The organism is Streptomyces sp. KL116D (assembly GCF_030766975.1).
In the GTDB taxonomy this organism is placed as follows: Bacteria; Actinomycetota; Actinomycetes; order Streptomycetales; family Streptomycetaceae; genus Streptomyces; species Streptomyces longispororuber_A.
The window spans coordinates 58,433-72,039 of the sequence record NZ_JASERH010000046.1; the positions used below are offsets into that span (position 1 = coordinate 58,433).

General features: G+C 72.0%; 14 protein-coding genes. 4 read left to right on the forward strand and 10 right to left on the reverse strand.

Annotated features, from left to right (window positions below; translation table 11 throughout):
• Window positions 1-28: 28 nt before the first annotated feature.
• Both RBJ77_RS18505 and RBJ77_RS18510 read right to left on the reverse strand, forming a co-directional pair.
• Window positions 29-697 (reverse strand): 3-oxoacid CoA-transferase subunit B, encoded by a 669-nt coding sequence (locus RBJ77_RS18505; protein ID WP_372346041.1) that lies wholly within the window; start codon window positions 695-697, stop codon window positions 29-31.
• The gene (locus RBJ77_RS18510; RefSeq protein WP_372346042.1) at window positions 697-1,389 is read right to left on the reverse strand and encodes a 3-oxoacid CoA-transferase subunit A; all 693 of its coding nucleotides are present in this window, start codon (window positions 1,387-1,389) and stop codon (window positions 697-699) included. The genes RBJ77_RS18505 and RBJ77_RS18510 overlap by 1 nt, the downstream gene beginning before the upstream one ends.
• A 506-nt stretch (window positions 1,390-1,895) precedes the next feature.
• Between RBJ77_RS18510 and RBJ77_RS18515 the strand changes: the two genes are divergently transcribed.
• Window positions 1,896-2,345: a hypothetical protein gene (locus RBJ77_RS18515; RefSeq protein ID WP_372346043.1), complete on the forward strand. Its 450-nt coding sequence runs from the start codon at window positions 1,896-1,898 to the stop codon at window positions 2,343-2,345.
• Window positions 2,346-2,731: 386 nt separating this feature from the next.
• Window positions 2,732-3,502, forward strand: coding sequence for a methyltransferase domain-containing protein (locus tag RBJ77_RS18520; protein WP_372346044.1), 771 nt, complete (start codon window positions 2,732-2,734; stop codon window positions 3,500-3,502).
• Between the two features lie 60 nt (window positions 3,503-3,562).
• Here the strand turns inward: RBJ77_RS18520 and RBJ77_RS18525 are convergent, their stop codons facing one another.
• From RBJ77_RS18525 to RBJ77_RS18540, 4 genes are all read right to left on the reverse strand, one after another.
• The gene (locus tag RBJ77_RS18525) at window positions 3,563-4,777 is read right to left on the reverse strand and encodes an FAD-dependent monooxygenase (RefSeq protein WP_372346045.1); all 1,215 of its coding nucleotides are present in this window, start codon (window positions 4,775-4,777) and stop codon (window positions 3,563-3,565) included.
• Between the two features lie 120 nt (window positions 4,778-4,897).
• Window positions 4,898-5,809, reverse strand: coding sequence for a haloalkane dehalogenase (locus RBJ77_RS18530; RefSeq protein ID WP_372346312.1), 912 nt, complete (start codon window positions 5,807-5,809; stop codon window positions 4,898-4,900).
• On the reverse strand, window positions 5,806-6,210 hold the full coding sequence (locus RBJ77_RS18535; protein ID WP_372346046.1) for a pyridoxamine 5'-phosphate oxidase family protein: 405 nt from the start codon (window positions 6,208-6,210) through the stop codon (window positions 5,806-5,808). Before RBJ77_RS18535 ends, RBJ77_RS18530 begins: the two co-directional genes overlap by 4 nt.
• Window positions 6,207-6,899, reverse strand: coding sequence for an NAD(P)-dependent oxidoreductase (locus RBJ77_RS18540; protein ID WP_372346047.1), 693 nt, complete (start codon window positions 6,897-6,899; stop codon window positions 6,207-6,209). Before RBJ77_RS18540 ends, RBJ77_RS18535 begins: the two co-directional genes overlap by 4 nt.
• Before the next feature lie 78 nt (window positions 6,900-6,977).
• Between RBJ77_RS18540 and RBJ77_RS18545 the strand changes: the two genes are divergently transcribed.
• Window positions 6,978-7,601, forward strand: coding sequence for a TetR family transcriptional regulator (locus RBJ77_RS18545; protein ID WP_372346048.1), 624 nt, complete (start codon window positions 6,978-6,980; stop codon window positions 7,599-7,601).
• A 169-nt stretch (window positions 7,602-7,770) separates the two neighbouring features.
• Window positions 7,771-8,361, forward strand: a complete 591-nt coding sequence (locus RBJ77_RS18550; protein WP_372346049.1) for a YdeI family protein — start codon at window positions 7,771-7,773, stop codon at window positions 8,359-8,361.
• 90 nt (window positions 8,362-8,451) lie between these two features.
• On the opposite strand, the gene RBJ77_RS18555 is transcribed toward RBJ77_RS18550, so the two are convergent.
• The 4 genes from RBJ77_RS18555 to RBJ77_RS18570 all read right to left on the reverse strand — a co-directional run bounded on the left by RBJ77_RS18555 (window position 8,452) and on the right by RBJ77_RS18570 (window position 13,567).
• Entirely contained in the window at window positions 8,452-9,924 is a 1,473-nt protein-coding gene (locus RBJ77_RS18555) for a sodium:solute symporter (protein ID WP_372346050.1), read from the reverse strand.
• Window positions 9,921-10,139 (reverse strand): hypothetical protein, encoded by a 219-nt coding sequence (locus RBJ77_RS18560; RefSeq protein ID WP_372346051.1) that lies wholly within the window; start codon window positions 10,137-10,139, stop codon window positions 9,921-9,923. The genes RBJ77_RS18555 and RBJ77_RS18560 overlap by 4 nt, the downstream gene beginning before the upstream one ends.
• 41 nt (window positions 10,140-10,180) lie before the next feature.
• Complete coding sequence (locus RBJ77_RS18565; RefSeq protein ID WP_372346052.1) at window positions 10,181-11,620, reverse strand: amidase; 1,440 nt, start codon at window positions 11,618-11,620, stop codon at window positions 10,181-10,183.
• 207 nt (window positions 11,621-11,827) lie between these two features.
• Entirely contained in the window at window positions 11,828-13,567 is a 1,740-nt protein-coding gene (locus RBJ77_RS18570) for a phosphatidylglycerol lysyltransferase domain-containing protein (protein WP_372346053.1), read from the reverse strand.
• Window positions 13,568-13,607 lie beyond the last annotated feature (40 nt).

The following is a 13,607-nucleotide window of genomic DNA, read 5'->3' on the forward strand; positions in this document are numbered from 1 at the left end:
CGGACCACCGGACCGCCGGACCGCCGGACTACCGGATCAGGTCGACGCCCAGTCGCTCGCCCAGCGCGTCGGCCGTGGTGCCGTACGTCTCCAGGACGCGGACGCCGTCCGGCCCCGGCTCGAAGACGCCGTGGTCGGTGTACACCCGGCTGACGCAGCCGGCGCCGGTGAGGGGGTAGGTGCAGACGGGGACGAACTTGGCGGCGCCGTCCCGCGTGAACAGCTTCATCATCACCAGGACCTCGCGCGCGCCGACGGCGAGGTCCATCGCGCCGCCGACGGCCGGGATCGCGTCGGGGTCACCGGTGTGCCAGTTCGCGAGGTCACCGTGGTGCGACACCTGGAACGCGCCGAGGACACACACGTCGAGGTGGCCGCCGCGCATCATCGCGAAGGAGTCGGCGTGGTGGAAGTAGGCCGCCCCGGGCAGTTCGGTGACGGGCACCTTCCCGGCGTTGGTGAGGTCCGGGTCGACGGCGTCGCCGGTCGCGGCCGGGCCCATGCCGAGCATGCCGTTCTCGGTGTGCAGCACGATCCCGGCGTCCGGCGCCAGGTGCTCGGCGATCCGGGTCGGCTGCCCGATGCCGAGGTTGACGTACGAGCCGGGCGGGATATCCCGGGCGATACGGGCGGCGAGCTCGTCGGTGGTGAGCGGAGCCAGGTCGGGGTGCTCCCGGCATTCGGCGGCGGTCGTCATCAGCGGGCTCCTTGCACGGTGAGTCGACGGACCTCGGTCCGTACGACGCGGTCGACGTAGATGCCGGGGGTGACCACGCTCTCCGGGTCGAGCTGCCCGGCGGGCACGATCTCACCGACCTGGGCGACGACCGTGCTGGCCGCGGTGGCCATCACGGGGCCGAAGTTGCGGGCCGTCCTGCGGTAGACCAGGTTGCCCGCGGTGTCGGCCCGATGGGCGGAGATCAGCGCGACATCGCCCTTGATGGGGTGCTCCAGGACGTGGACGCGCCCGTCGATCTCGCGGGTCTCCTTCCCTTCGGCGAGCGGGGTGCCCGCACCGACCGGGCTGTAGAACGCCCCGATGCCCGCCCCCGCGGCGCGCATCCGCTCGGCGAGGGTGCCCTGCGGCACGACCTCCAGCTCGACCCGTCCGGCCCGGTACAGCTCGTCGAAGACGTAGGAGTCGCTCTGCCGCGGGAAGGAGCAGACGACCTTGCGCACCCGGCCGGCCCTGAGCAGCGCGGCGAGGCCGACGTCGCCGTTGCCGGCGTTGTTGGACACGACGGTGAGATCGTCCGCGCCCTGTCGGATGAGGGCGTCGATGAGGTCGAACGGCATGCCCGCCAGCCCGAACCCGCCGACCAGGACGGTCGCCCCGTCCTCGATGCCGACCACGGCCGCGTCGGCCGTGTCCGCGATGCTCGTCCTCACGCGGTCACCTCGTCCTCAGCACGGTCGGGACCCGGGAGGCCGGGACTTGGGGCGCAGGGTCCGGGGAGGTTTCTCGTCCGGAGGGAGCGCCGCGCGGGCGGGATGGAGGAGATGAAGGAGTACGTCACAGCCCTCAGCGTGCAAGGCGGCACTCGGCGGGCGCATACGGATTCCGCACAGCAGAACGGGCACTGCGCGAATCAGCCCGCCGCTCCCGTCCGCCGCGAGACAGACGCGGCCCATGCCTCCCTGACTCAGTCGGCGCAGCAGTTGGCACCCACCGATGCTCGTCGGACCTGAGCCGTGAGCTCCTTCATGTCCCCCTGGGACCCGGCGCGCGCCCCGCACCACCGGTTAAGGACAATTGATGAGCTCCGTGTGGTCAACGGGCATGAGGCCAGGGGCGATTGGGGCCGTGCGGTGATGACAGGGCGCGGCATACGCCCCATCATGGGTGAGTCATGGGGGGATCTGGGCATGCGTACCGTGCGCGTCGCCGCGGCCGTGTGCCGCGTCTGGCGCTGGTCGCCGCTGTCCGCGCGGGGCTGTTCTCGATCCTGGGGACGGCCGTGGCGGTCACGACGCACCACCTGGCCTTCGCCTGTCAGGCGGTGATGAGTTACTGGTTCTCGCGGGCCGACGGTGCCGTGGGCGTCCCCGTTCACGCGGGTCGGCCCGGGGTCGTCGCGCCGGCCGCGCTGTGCGCCGTCGTGCTGTACGGCGTCGACACCTGCCACCGCCGCGTCCTCGTCGCGGCGGGCAGGAGACGCTGGGAGGCGCTGCGGATCCTGCTGCGGCGCCTGTTCGTTCCGCTGCCCGTGTCGCGGGAACCCGCCGTGGTGCGCGCGGTGTGGCGGACCACTCCCGGTCCCGGGCGGGTTCCGCCCGGGACTCTCTTCCTGGCCGGCACGGTCCTGCGCCGTGGCCCTCCCAGACTCCTGCCACTGGCCGTCTGAGTACTGCGCAGTCTCGTCAGACCGGTGGCCTTCTGTACGTATGACCCTGCACATCCATGCCAGGGCGCGGCCCGACTCTGCGTGAGTGCCGCGCCAGGGGGGAAACTCATGTCTCGCACGTCTGGTACGACGACGCGTCCTGTCGTCGCCATCGGGGCAGGCCCGTCCGGCCTGCCCGCCATCGCGCACCCGAGGGAACGCGCATCCCGGTCCAGAGTCTCCGGCTCGCCCCTGTCGGGCCGGAACCGGACCGTGCCCGTACGCAGGGTGCTCACGTCGGCACTGACCACGCCGACGCCGTCCGCCCCGGAGCCCGGCCGCACCCAGGCCGCACCCTGCCGGACCCGCCTCGCGGCGCCGCCGGCCGTCCAGGAAGGACAGGACCGATGAAGACACCGGGCAAGGGCACCGCCGCACTGAGGTCGGGGGTCAAACGGCTCCTGGGACGTGCCGGCTTCGACATCGTGCGCAGCACCAACAACCGTGGTGGGGTGGACGACTTCCTCCCGTTCGAGGCCACGATGCGGGCGGCCAGGTCGGCCGGCCTGTCGGTCGGCGACTACATCGACGACGTCATGAACGGAACGCCCGGCGCCACCCAGTCCACCATCGACGAACTCAGCGCACTCGGCGTCTTCTCCTCCGCGCCGGGCACGGTGCTGGAGATCGGCCCGGGGTCGGGCCGGTATCTGGAGAAGACCCTCAAGGAATGTGCGCCGGGCCGGTACGAGATCTACGAGACGGCCGAGCCCTGGGCCGACTACCTGGTGGACACCTTCGGCGTGGTCGCCCAGCCGACGAAGGGGTGCAGTCTCTCCGCGACGCCGGACGCCAGCGTCGACCTGGTGCAGGCCCACAAGGTCTTCAACACCCTCACCTTCCTCGGCACGTCCCGCTACTTCTTCGAGATGGCGCGGGTCACGCGGCCCGGCGGCCGGATCGTCTTCGACGCGATGACGGAGACGTGTCTGGGCCCGGACACGATGCGCACCTGGGCCACACAGGGCGGCGACGGGCACGACTCCTATCCGGCCGCCCTGCCCCGCCGGACCTGCGTCGACCTCTTCGCCTCCCTCGGCTGCACCCTGGAGGCCAGCTTCCTGGCCCGCATGGGCGTGGCCTCCACCGAGGTGCTCGTCTTCGGCAAGGAGGCCTGACTCCGGGGCTGCGGGGCCGGCCGGCGACGAACCGGCCCCGCGGTTCCCCGGCCCGGTTCATCACCGCGACCGCCCCGCCGGTGCGTAGTCGTCGATGGTCATCGAGTTGTACAGGCGGGCGCTCTTGGTGGTGAGGCGGAGGAGCGTGCGGGCCGGCCCCGCGGGCAGGGCGGAGATCAGGCGGGCGCCCTGGGCGAGCCCGCGCACCCCCAGCCGCGAGGTGGGGATCAGGGTCTTCGCGGCGCTGAGCGCGGAGGCACGGCCGGCCCGCACGTACTCCGCCATCACCCGCTCGTAGGCGGGGAAGGCGACTGTGTGATCGCCGTCGGCCCGCGCCAGCTCCCCGGCGAGGACGTACGCCCCGACCACCGCGAGGGTGGTGCTGCCGCCGACGGCCGGTCCCGGGCAGTGGGCCGCGTCGCCGACGAGCGTCACCCTCCCCCGCGACCAGGTGTCCATGCGGATCTGGGTGATCGAGTCGAAGTAGAAGGCCGGGGTGCGGTCGAGCTCGTCCAGCCATCGGTCCACCTCGGCGTGCATCCCCTGGAACGCGCTGCGCAGCAGTTCCTTCTGCCGGGGCACGTCGTGGTGGTGGACCTTGAGCGCGCGCTCGCTGCGGAAGAGGAACAGCGCCCGTGCGTCGCCGAGGTGCCGCTCCCCGTACATGCCGACCGTGCGCCCCACCCCGACGTGGAGCAGGAGCTCTCCGTCGAGGCCGGTGAAGTTCGGCAGGCTCAGCACTCCGAAGTGGGCGCCGATGAAGGTGCTGAAGCGGGACTCGTCGCCGAAGACGAGGCGGCGCACCGTGGAGTGCAGGCCGTCCGCTCCGACGACGAGGTCGAAGCGGCGCGGCGCGCCGTTCTCGAACCGCACCTCCCCTTCGGGCGGGATCTCGGCGATCGAGTCGTCAAAGACGTACTCGACGTCGTCGCGCGTGGCGTCGTAGTAGATCTCGCTCAGGTCGTCGCGCATGACCTCGACGTGCCGGTCGGAGGCCGCGCCGAAGATCTTGGACAGGTCCACCCGTACCGGCTTTCGCACTCCTTCCTGACGGACCGTCATCCGGTGTGTGCCGGTGGCCCGTTCCTCGATGAGCGGGAGCACGCCCATCTGCTCCGAGACGGTCATCGCGGGCCGGAACAGGTCGACCGCGTGACCGCCGGTCCTCCGGGGAGCCGGCGTGCGCTCGACGACGGTGACGTCGAATCCGTGCCTGTTCAGCCAGTACGCCAGGACCGGACCGGCGATGCTGGCGCCTGAGACGAGAACCCGCATGGCGCTCCCCCTTGTCCTTCGCTCGTCGTTGGCTCGTCCTTCGCTTGTCCTCAGGCCGCCACTGTCGCAGCCCGGCCCCGCCCGTGTATTGGAAAAATGTTCCGGTGAGGCGCCGTCCTCTCAGACTCCTTTCCCCCAGCCGTGCCGGTCGGCCCACGCGCTGATCGCGGCGGCCAGTTCCTGGGGGCGGTCCTCCGGTGAGTGGTGTCCGGCGATCCCGTGCCGGGACACCTCCAGGCCCGCGACGTGCTCCTCGCACCAGGCGACGGCCTGCCGGTCGGTCATGGCGCCCGGGCCCGGCTCGAACGCGGCCAGCAGCTTGGGTACGTCGGGGCTGGCGGCCAGCCAGGCGTCGTACCGCTCGACGCGGGCCACGACGTCGGCTGGTTCGCCGTCCAGCGGCATCATGCGGGCCCACGCCAGTACCGGGCGGCGGCTGCGCGGGGTCGGGAAGGGGCGGCGGTAGGCGTCGAGATCGGCGGGGGCGAGCGGGGTGACGAGGGTGTCGGGCAGCCGCTCGATGAACAGTGACTTGTTCAGGATCATGTCCTCGCCCACTCCGGGGGTGCGCAGGAGGGTGAACAACTCCCTTCCCGCCGAAGGGAATTCGTCGCCGGCCAGTGGCTTGACGATGGTCTCGGTGAAGGCGATGCCGAGCACCCGGTCCGGGAGGCGGGCGGCACGGTCGAAGGCGAGCGCGCCGCCCCAGTCGTGGCCGACGAGCACCGCCTCGGTGAGGCCCAGCGCGTCGAACCAGGCGTCGAGATAGCGGGCGTGGTCGTCGAAGGAGTAGGCCAGGTCGGGCTTGCCGGAGTCACCCATGCCGATGAGGTCGGGGGCGAGGAGGCGGCGGCCCGGCGCGGCCACGCCCGGCAGGACGTCGCGCCACAGGTGGGAGGAGGTGGGGTTGCCGTGCAGGAAGACGAACGGGAGGCCGTCGGGGTCGCCGGACTCACGGTGGTGAACGGTGGAGTCGAGAACGGGAAGAGTGGGCATCGTGGTGTCACTTCGCTTTCGGTGCGGGGAGTTCAGAGGTTCAGGCTCAGGACGCGTTCGACGTCGATCTCGATGACGACGAGGTCCGGCGGGGCGGGCGGCGGCGCGTGGTAGCGGGCGGTGTAGCGGCGCACCGCGGCGGCCAGGCGCGTGCTGTCGGCGCTGACCGAGGCCCGGCCTTCGAGGGTGACCCAGCGGAAGCCGTCCGCCTGGCAGAGCGCGGCACGGGCAAAGGCGCCGCCGGCCAGCACGTTGCGGGCCTTGCGGGTGCTTGCTCGGGTGGTCACGCGGGCCAGTCCGGCCGTGGCGTCGTAGGTGAAGCGGACGGCGGTGACGTGCAGGGTGCCGTCGGGGCGGAGCGTGGTGAGGGTGGCCGCGGCGTCGCGGGCGAGGAACGCCCTTACGGCAGTGGGTAGTTCACCGGTCGTCCGGGTCACTTCTTCTTCACGCCCTCGTTCCAGATCAGCTTGGCGATGTTCGGCTTGGCCGTCGTGGTGATGACGCCCATGGCCGTGCGCACGTACTGCCGTTCATCGAGTTCGCGCAGCATGCTCGCGGCGAGGTCCGCGCGGGCGGTGAAGACGCCGTCGGCGCTGGTCTCGGCGGTCACGTAGTCGGTGACGACCGGGTGCTCGAAGAGTCCGGACGGCCGGACGAGGGTCCAGTCGAGGCCGGTCTCGCGGATGACCGTCTCCATGCGGCGCATGTCCGCGTGCAGGGTGCGGCCCAGGCGCCGGTTCACCAGCGGGTCGAGTACGTGGTTGAAGAAGTGCGCGCCGGTGGGCCGCCACTGCGGGTCGGCGATGCTCGAGCTGACGGCGAGCAGCCGCTTGATGCCGTGCCGGGTCATCGCTTCGGTGATGGCCGTGGCGCTCGCCGAGTAGGTGGTGATGGTCTCCTTGCTGAAGCGTGCGCCCAGTGCGGAGAGCACGGCGTCCGTCCCGTCCAGTGCGGTGTCGACGGCCGCCGGGTCGGTGGCGTCGGCGACGGCCACGGTGAGGCCGGGCCGTTCCTGGAGCGAGCCGGGGCGGCGGGTGACGGCGACGACGTCGTGCCCCGCCGCGAGGGCCTGGCCGGTGAGGTGGCGGCCGGTCGGTCCGTTGGCGCCGAAGACTGCGATGCGCATTGTCGGGCATCCCTTCGTGGGGGTCGTGGGGTGGAACGCCCTTGACTGTGCCGACCGCGAAAAGCAGGCTCAACGCTGATGAATAACGCCGCCGCTGCCCCCGCCCGCACCCGAGGCCGCCCCCGCGGCAACCCGCCGACCCGCGAGTCCATCGTCACGGTGGCCCGCTCGCTGTTCCTTGAACGCGGCTACCGGGGCACCACCCTGCGTGCGGTGGCCGGGGCCGCCGGGGTCGATCCGGCGCTGATCGCCTACCACTTCGGCTCGAAGAAGGGCCTGTTCGCGGACGTGATGCAGTTCCAGTGCGCCCGCGCGCTGACCGTGGACGAAGTCCTGCAGGGCGACCCCGTCACCCTGCCCGAGCGGCTGATCGACGCGGTCACCGGGCTGTGGGAGGACGCCGACTTCCGCCGGCTCACCGCCCAGGGCGACGAGGCCGCCGAGGTCATCCGCGAGTACCTGGAGAGGGAGCTGCTGGCCCGCCTTGTTGAATTCCTCGGCGGCCGGGACGCGACCGCCCGCGCGACGGCGGCGGTCACGGTCCTCGGCGGCCTCGTCTACACCCGCTACCTCAACCCCCTGCCCACCCCGGCAGCCCTCCCCCCGTCCGAAGCACGGCGCGTCCTCGCTCCGGCCCTGCGGACGGCACTGGCGCCGCGGTCACGCCCGACGGGGATCGCCAGGGGCGGCGCTCGGCCCTGACCGGAGCCGCTCACTCACCGCGGCGTCACGGAATCCCCGGCCACCCTCCGGTGCCCGCGCCACATGTCGTCGTACGCCGCGTCGGCTCTCAACCTCACTGTCGGCGTCGGTCGGTGACGATGGATCAGGGCAGCGCCGGTTCCGGACGTGCGGGCGTTAGCCTGTGCCCATGGAGGAGATCGCGGGGGTGGAGGTCATCGCTTTCGAGGACGCCGCGGCGTTCGAGAGCTGGCTGGCCGGTAACTGCACGCGCCACGAGGGCGTGTGGGTCAAGGTGGCCAAGAAGAAGTCCGGCATTCCCACGGTCACCGACGACGAACTGGTCGACATCGGGCTGTGCTACGGCTGGATCTCCGGGCAACGGCGGTCGCTCGACGAGCGGTACTACCTGCAGAAGTACGTGCCGCGTCGCCCCAAGAGCCTGTGGTCGCAGGTGAACGTGGACAAGGTGGCGGCGCTGACGGCCGCCGGGCGGATGCGCGAACCCGGATGGGCCGAGGTGCGCCGGGCGCAGGCGGACGGCCGATGGGCCGCGGCCTACGAGTCCCAGAGCGCGGCGGCGGTCCCGCCCGACCTCGCGGCGGCGCTCGACGCGGACCCTGACGCCAGGAGGGCGTTCGAGGCGCTCGACAGGACCGCCCGCTACCAGCTGATCCTGCCGCTGCTCCAGGCGCTCACGCCGACTGCGAGGAAGTCGCGGCTCGACAAGGCCATGGGCGTCCTGAGGGGCGCGCTCCCGCCGGGGGACCGGAGCTCCTGACACCGACACCAGCCGGCACCCCGTACGAACACGGTGCGGTTGCCGTCCCTCACGCCGTTCGGGACCGCGGAACCGCACCGTTCGCATGACCTACGCGTGACCGGCCGAGACCGGTGAACCGGTGGCGTTCGTCGGCGGGTTGGCGGGCGGCTGCGGCTCGGCCGTCGGCCTGGAGCGGGCGATCAGCTGGGCGACCGTCGTGACGACGATGTTCACCGCCAGGGCGATCAGCCCCGTGTCCACGGTTCCGACGTCGACGCCGCCGAACGTCAGCCAGGCGAGCACCGCGACGCCGGACAGGATGCCGATGAGCGCGGGTACGGCCCGTAGCCGCACCTGCTTCGCCAGGCCCATGACGATCGCGGGGGCGAGCTGGGTCAGACCGCCGTACGTCAGCAGCAGCAGGTCGGACAGGAGTCCGGGGCGGGCCAGGCCGAGGGCGAGGGCGAGGCCCGCCGCGGCGATCACGCAGGCGTGGTTGACGCGCAGTTGGCTGCGCTCGTTGCGGACGCTCAGCAGATTGCGCGAGAGCAGGCTGGAGATGCCGACGACGATGGCCGCGGACGGCACCATCGCGGCGGAGGCCGCGGCGACCGCCACGAGGCCGACGAGCCAGCCCGGCAGGGTCTGTCCCGCGAGGGTGAGGGCGACGCTGTTGGGTGCCGTGTCCTTCCCGGCGAGCAGGACCCCGGCGAAGCCGATGACGATCGGGATGCCGAGGGCGACCTGGTAGAGGGGCAGCCAGATCGCGTTGGAGCGCAGGACGCGTCCGCTGCGGGCGGCCAGCACCGGCGGCCACAGGTGGGCCATGGTGCCGAGGCCGCCGCCGATGCCGGAGATGATGACGGCGGTGACGAAGAACGTGCTGTCGTAGCCGTCCTGGTCGAGGGTGAGCAGGTGCGGGTGACTGTCGCGGATCGTCTCGAACAGGCCGCCGATGCCGCCGTGCACGGTCAGGGCGACTCCGGCGAGCAGCACCACGAGCCCGATGATCATCAGTGCGTCCTTGAGGTACGCGACCCGTGCGATGCCGCGGATGCCCGACCACAGGACGAAGGCGACGGTGAGGGCGGTGGCGAGGACCATGCTCAGGTTGCCGCCGGTGCGGCTGCCGGTGGCGAGCTGCACGATCATGCCGAGGCCGGTGATCTGCAGCTGGAGGTAGGGCAGCAGGAACACGGCGCCGACGACGGCGACCACCTTGCCGAGCAGGGGACTTCGGTAGCGGTCGACGAAGAAGTCCGCCTGGGTCAAGTATCCGCCCTGCTGACCGAGTTGGCGCATGCGGGGGCTGGTGAAGTACTGGAGGACGAAGTTGATGGCGAGGTAGCAGACCGCGAAGGACGCGGCGACGCCGCCGCCGAACGCGATGCCCGCGAGCCCGAGGAAGCTGAAGGTGGTGAACGCCTCGCCGGCTTGCAGGAACCACGTGGTGAAGGTGGAGAACCCGCGCTTGCCGACGGTCCACTCCCCCAGTTCCTTGCTGGGCGCGCGCCGGCCGCTGACGCCGACCGCCGCGATGGCGACGATGCCCGCGATCGTGACGAGCATGGTGCTGTTCACGCGGCGGCCTCCTCGTCCTCGTAGCCGACGGTGGACCGCGTGCCGCGGTCGACGAGCGCGAGCGCCGCCGTGGTGCCCACGGTCCAGATCAGGCACCAGCACAGGACGGACGGGAGACCGAACCACAGGTGCGGTCCGTTGACGAACGGCAGGAACGGTGTGCCGAGGAAGGCCAGCACGGGCACGGCGGCCCAGAGCGCATGCGGTGATCTCATCAGGGCTCCAGCTGAGGGGAGTTGAGCGCGGAGGGATCGCTCTACGGGAGGTCGGGGACGCGCTTGCCGTGTCCGGTGGCGGCCTCGAAGGCGGCGCCGATCTCGAGGACGGCACGGTCGGCGCGCGGCGGGCCCACGATCTGCAGGCCGACAGGGAGTCCGGCCGGGGTGCGGCCGGCGGGGACGGAGAGGGCGGGTGCGCCCAGGACGGTGAGGAGGTACGCGGAGCGCATCCAGTCGAGGTAGGTGTGCTGCGGCTGCCCGTCGACGACGGTGGGGTACTCCGCCTCGACGTCGAACGGCGCCACTTGGCTGACCGGGGCGATCAGTACGTCGTAGCGCTCGAAGAAGGGGACGGCGGCGAGGTGCAGGCGGGTGTGCTCGGCGCGGGCGCGGGCCACGTCGGCGCCGGTGAGCTTCAGACCCTCCTCGATGTTCCAGACGAGGCTGGGCTTGAGGGAGTCGCGGGCGGAGTCCAGGAAGGCCCCGAACCCCTGCTGGAAGGTGTGGGCGCGCAGGGTGCGGAAGACGTCCTCGGCGCCGTCCAGGTCGGGGCAGTCCTCGACGACGGTGCAGCCCAGCTCCTCGAAGACCGCGACCTGTTGTTCGACGACCGCGCGGACCTCGGGGTCGACGGGGACGCGGCCGCCGAGGTCGGGGGCATAGGCGACGCGCAGGCCGGTGAGGTCGCGCTCCAGCGGCGCACGGAAGACGGCGCCGGGCGTCTCCAGGGAGAGCGGGAAACGCGGGTCGGGGCCCGCCATGACCGACAGCAGGAGGGCGGTGTCGGCGACGGTGCGGCCCATGGGCCCGGCGACGGCGAGGGTCTCCCACAGGTCGCCGGAGGGCAGCGAGGGGACCCGTCCGGGCGTGGGGCGCAGGCCGACGACGTTGCAGAAGGACGCCGGGTTGCGCAGCGAGCCGCCCATGTCGCTGCCGTCGGCGAGGGGCTGGAGCCGGGCGGCGAGCGCGGCGGCGGCACCACCGCTGCTGCCGCCGGCCGAGCGGGTCGGGTCGTACGGGTTGCGGGTCGCGCCGAAGACGGTGTTGAAGGTGTGCGAACCGGCCGCGAATTCAGGGACGTTCGTCTTGCCGATGCGGATGGCGCCCGCGGACTCGATGCGCTGGACGAGGAGTTCGTCCTCATCGGGGACGTGGTCGGCGAAGAGCGGGGAGCCGTGGGTGGTGCGCATGCCGCGGGTGAGGTGGGTGTCCTTGAACGCGATGGGCAGCCCGTGCAGCGGCCCCAACTCGGCGCCGGACGCGGTGCGTTCGTCGGCCCGGCCCGCTGCCGCGAGCGCACCCTCCGGGTCCAGGGTGACGATCGCGTTGATGGCGGGGTTGACGCGGTCGATGCGGTCGAGGTGGGCGGCGACGACCTCGCGGGCGGAGAGTTCGCGGCGGCGGATCAGCTCGGCGAGCTCGACGGCGTCGAGGAAACAGAGGTCTTCGGAACCGGAGGCAGCAGGGCGTACGGGCATGGCAGTCCTCGTGCGGTGAGCGGTGGTGTGCGGCACCACACTGAGTGACCTTGACTACTTCAGTCAACAGTTCGCGCGCTATGAACTTTTTAGACAGACAACCGAAGCCAGATGTCCAATACCGTCAGACGGTCAGACGGTCTGGCGGTCTGGCGGTCTGGCGGTCAGGCGTTCCGCGAGCAGCAGCCCGCCGATGGACGAGCAACCCTACGAGGCGGTGGTCACCGCCGTCTTCCCTGACGCCTTCGTGGCCCTGCCCCGCACCCACTGCCGCAGCAGCTCCGCCGGCTGCGGCAGCACCACGAACGCCTCGGCCTGCAGACACGCCCAGACGATGCGCGGCAGGTCGCGGGCCGTCGGGTAGACGACGAAGCGGGGCTGCCACTGCGGGCGGAACTTGGCGTTGAAGCGGTACAGCGACTCGATCTGGAACCAGCGCGAGAGGAACACGAGCAGGGCCCGCCACCAGCGGAGCACGGGACCCGCGCCGAGCCGCTCGCCGCGCGCCAACGCGGCCCGGAACACGGCGAAGTTGAGGGAGACACGGGCGATGCCGAGGCCGGGGGCGGCGCGCAGCGCGGCGACGATGAGGAGCTCGTTCAGCCCGGGCTCGGCGGTGCGGTCGCGGCGCATCAGGTCCAGGGAGAGGCCGTCCTCGCCCCAGGGCACGAAGTGCAGCAGCGCGCGGACGCGCTGCGTTCCGTCGGCGTCCGTCTGGTGGGCGGTGACGACGACGCAGTCGCCGTCGGCCGGATCACCGAACCGGCCCAGCGCCATGGAGAATCCGCGTTCGGTGGCACTCCCCCGCCAGGCAGCGGCGGCCTCGCGCAGCTGCTTCTTCTCCTCGTCGGTCAGGTCGCGTACGCGCCGGACCCGGCAGGAGCAGCCGCTGCGTTCGATGCGGTTGACCATCTGCCGGACGTTGCGCATGGCCCGCCCCCGGAGGCTGAACTCGGTGCAGTCGACGATCGCCTCGTCGCCCAACTCCATTGCTCTCAGGCCGCCTTCACGGACCCAGACCTGCCCGCCGCGCTCGCTGCAGCCCATGACGGCCGGGGTCCACGCGTACCGCGCGCACTGTTCGAGGAACTCCTTGATGGCTCCCGGCCAGGCCTCCGGGTCCCCGATGGGGTCGCCGCCGGCCAGGGCGACGCCGGAGACCACGCGATAGGCGATGGCCGCCTTCCCGGTGGCCGAGAACAGGACGGTCTTGTCCCGGCGGAGCGCGAAGTAGCCGAGCGAGTCACGCCGTCCCTCCTGGCCGAGCAGGGTGCGCAGCCGCGCGTCGCCTCCGGTCGGGGCGACCCGGACCGGGCGCAGCGCCAGATAGACGGTGGTGGACGCGGTGAGCAGACCGAGGGCGAGGAGCGACACCTGCACGACGTCACCGATCCGGTCGCTGTCGTAGGTCAGCGGGCCGGCCATGCCCACCAGTCCGTGGACGACCTGCCGGAACCGGTCGGCGAAGGTGATGCCGTGTCCCGCCTCGTGGTCGGCGCGCACCCCGACGATCAGCAGTCCGAGGCCGACACTGATCGCGCCGAGAAGCAGCAGGTTGCCCAGGGCGCGGGTTCTGCCCCGCGGGTCGCTCAAGGCGTGGAACTCGCCCCGCAGCAGCACGAGTCCGACGCACAGCAGCACCGCGACGGCGGCGGCGACGAACGCGTGGTGGCCCACGCCCTGCACCACGGCGCTCACCGCGAGCAGTCCGACGGCCGCCTCCCAAGCACGCCGTTTGCGGCGCCACAGCCCGCGCGCGAGGAGGACCAGGAGGACGCCGACGACGAGCGCGGTGGCCCGCGCCACGTCGTCGGCGAGGCCGGGGACGTAGGGCGCGATGCGCTCGATGCGGCTGGCGCGCACGTGCGGGGAGACGGCCGTCGCGACGTCGACGAGCCCGATGAACAGGCACGTGTGACCGGCGACGGTGGCAGGGCGAGGCTTCACGGCCGCTGAGCGTAGGAGAGTCGCCCATCGCTGAGGTAAG

Excerpts from the sequence above, each read along its gene's own strand:
- RBJ77_RS18505 (WP_372346041.1), bottom strand. The coding sequence starts at position 697 with ATGACGACCGCCGCCGAATGCCGGGAGCACCCCGACCTGGCTCCGCTC.
- RBJ77_RS18520 (WP_372346044.1), top strand. The coding sequence starts at position 2,732 with ATGAAGACACCGGGCAAGGGCACCGCCGCACTGAGGTCGGGGGTCAAA.
- RBJ77_RS18525 (WP_372346045.1), bottom strand. The coding sequence starts at position 4,777 with ATGCGGGTTCTCGTCTCAGGCGCCAGCATCGCCGGTCCGGTCCTGGCG.
- RBJ77_RS18540 (WP_372346047.1), bottom strand. The coding sequence starts at position 6,899 with ATGCGCATCGCAGTCTTCGGCGCCAACGGACCGACCGGCCGCCACCTC.
- RBJ77_RS18545 (WP_372346048.1), top strand. The coding sequence starts at position 6,978 with ATGAATAACGCCGCCGCTGCCCCCGCCCGCACCCGAGGCCGCCCCCGC.
- RBJ77_RS18550 (WP_372346049.1), top strand. The coding sequence starts at position 7,771 with ATGGAGGAGATCGCGGGGGTGGAGGTCATCGCTTTCGAGGACGCCGCG.
- RBJ77_RS18560 (WP_372346051.1), bottom strand. The coding sequence starts at position 10,139 with ATGAGATCACCGCATGCGCTCTGGGCCGCCGTGCCCGTGCTGGCCTTC.
- RBJ77_RS18565 (WP_372346052.1), bottom strand. The coding sequence starts at position 11,620 with ATGCCCGTACGCCCTGCTGCCTCCGGTTCCGAAGACCTCTGTTTCCTC.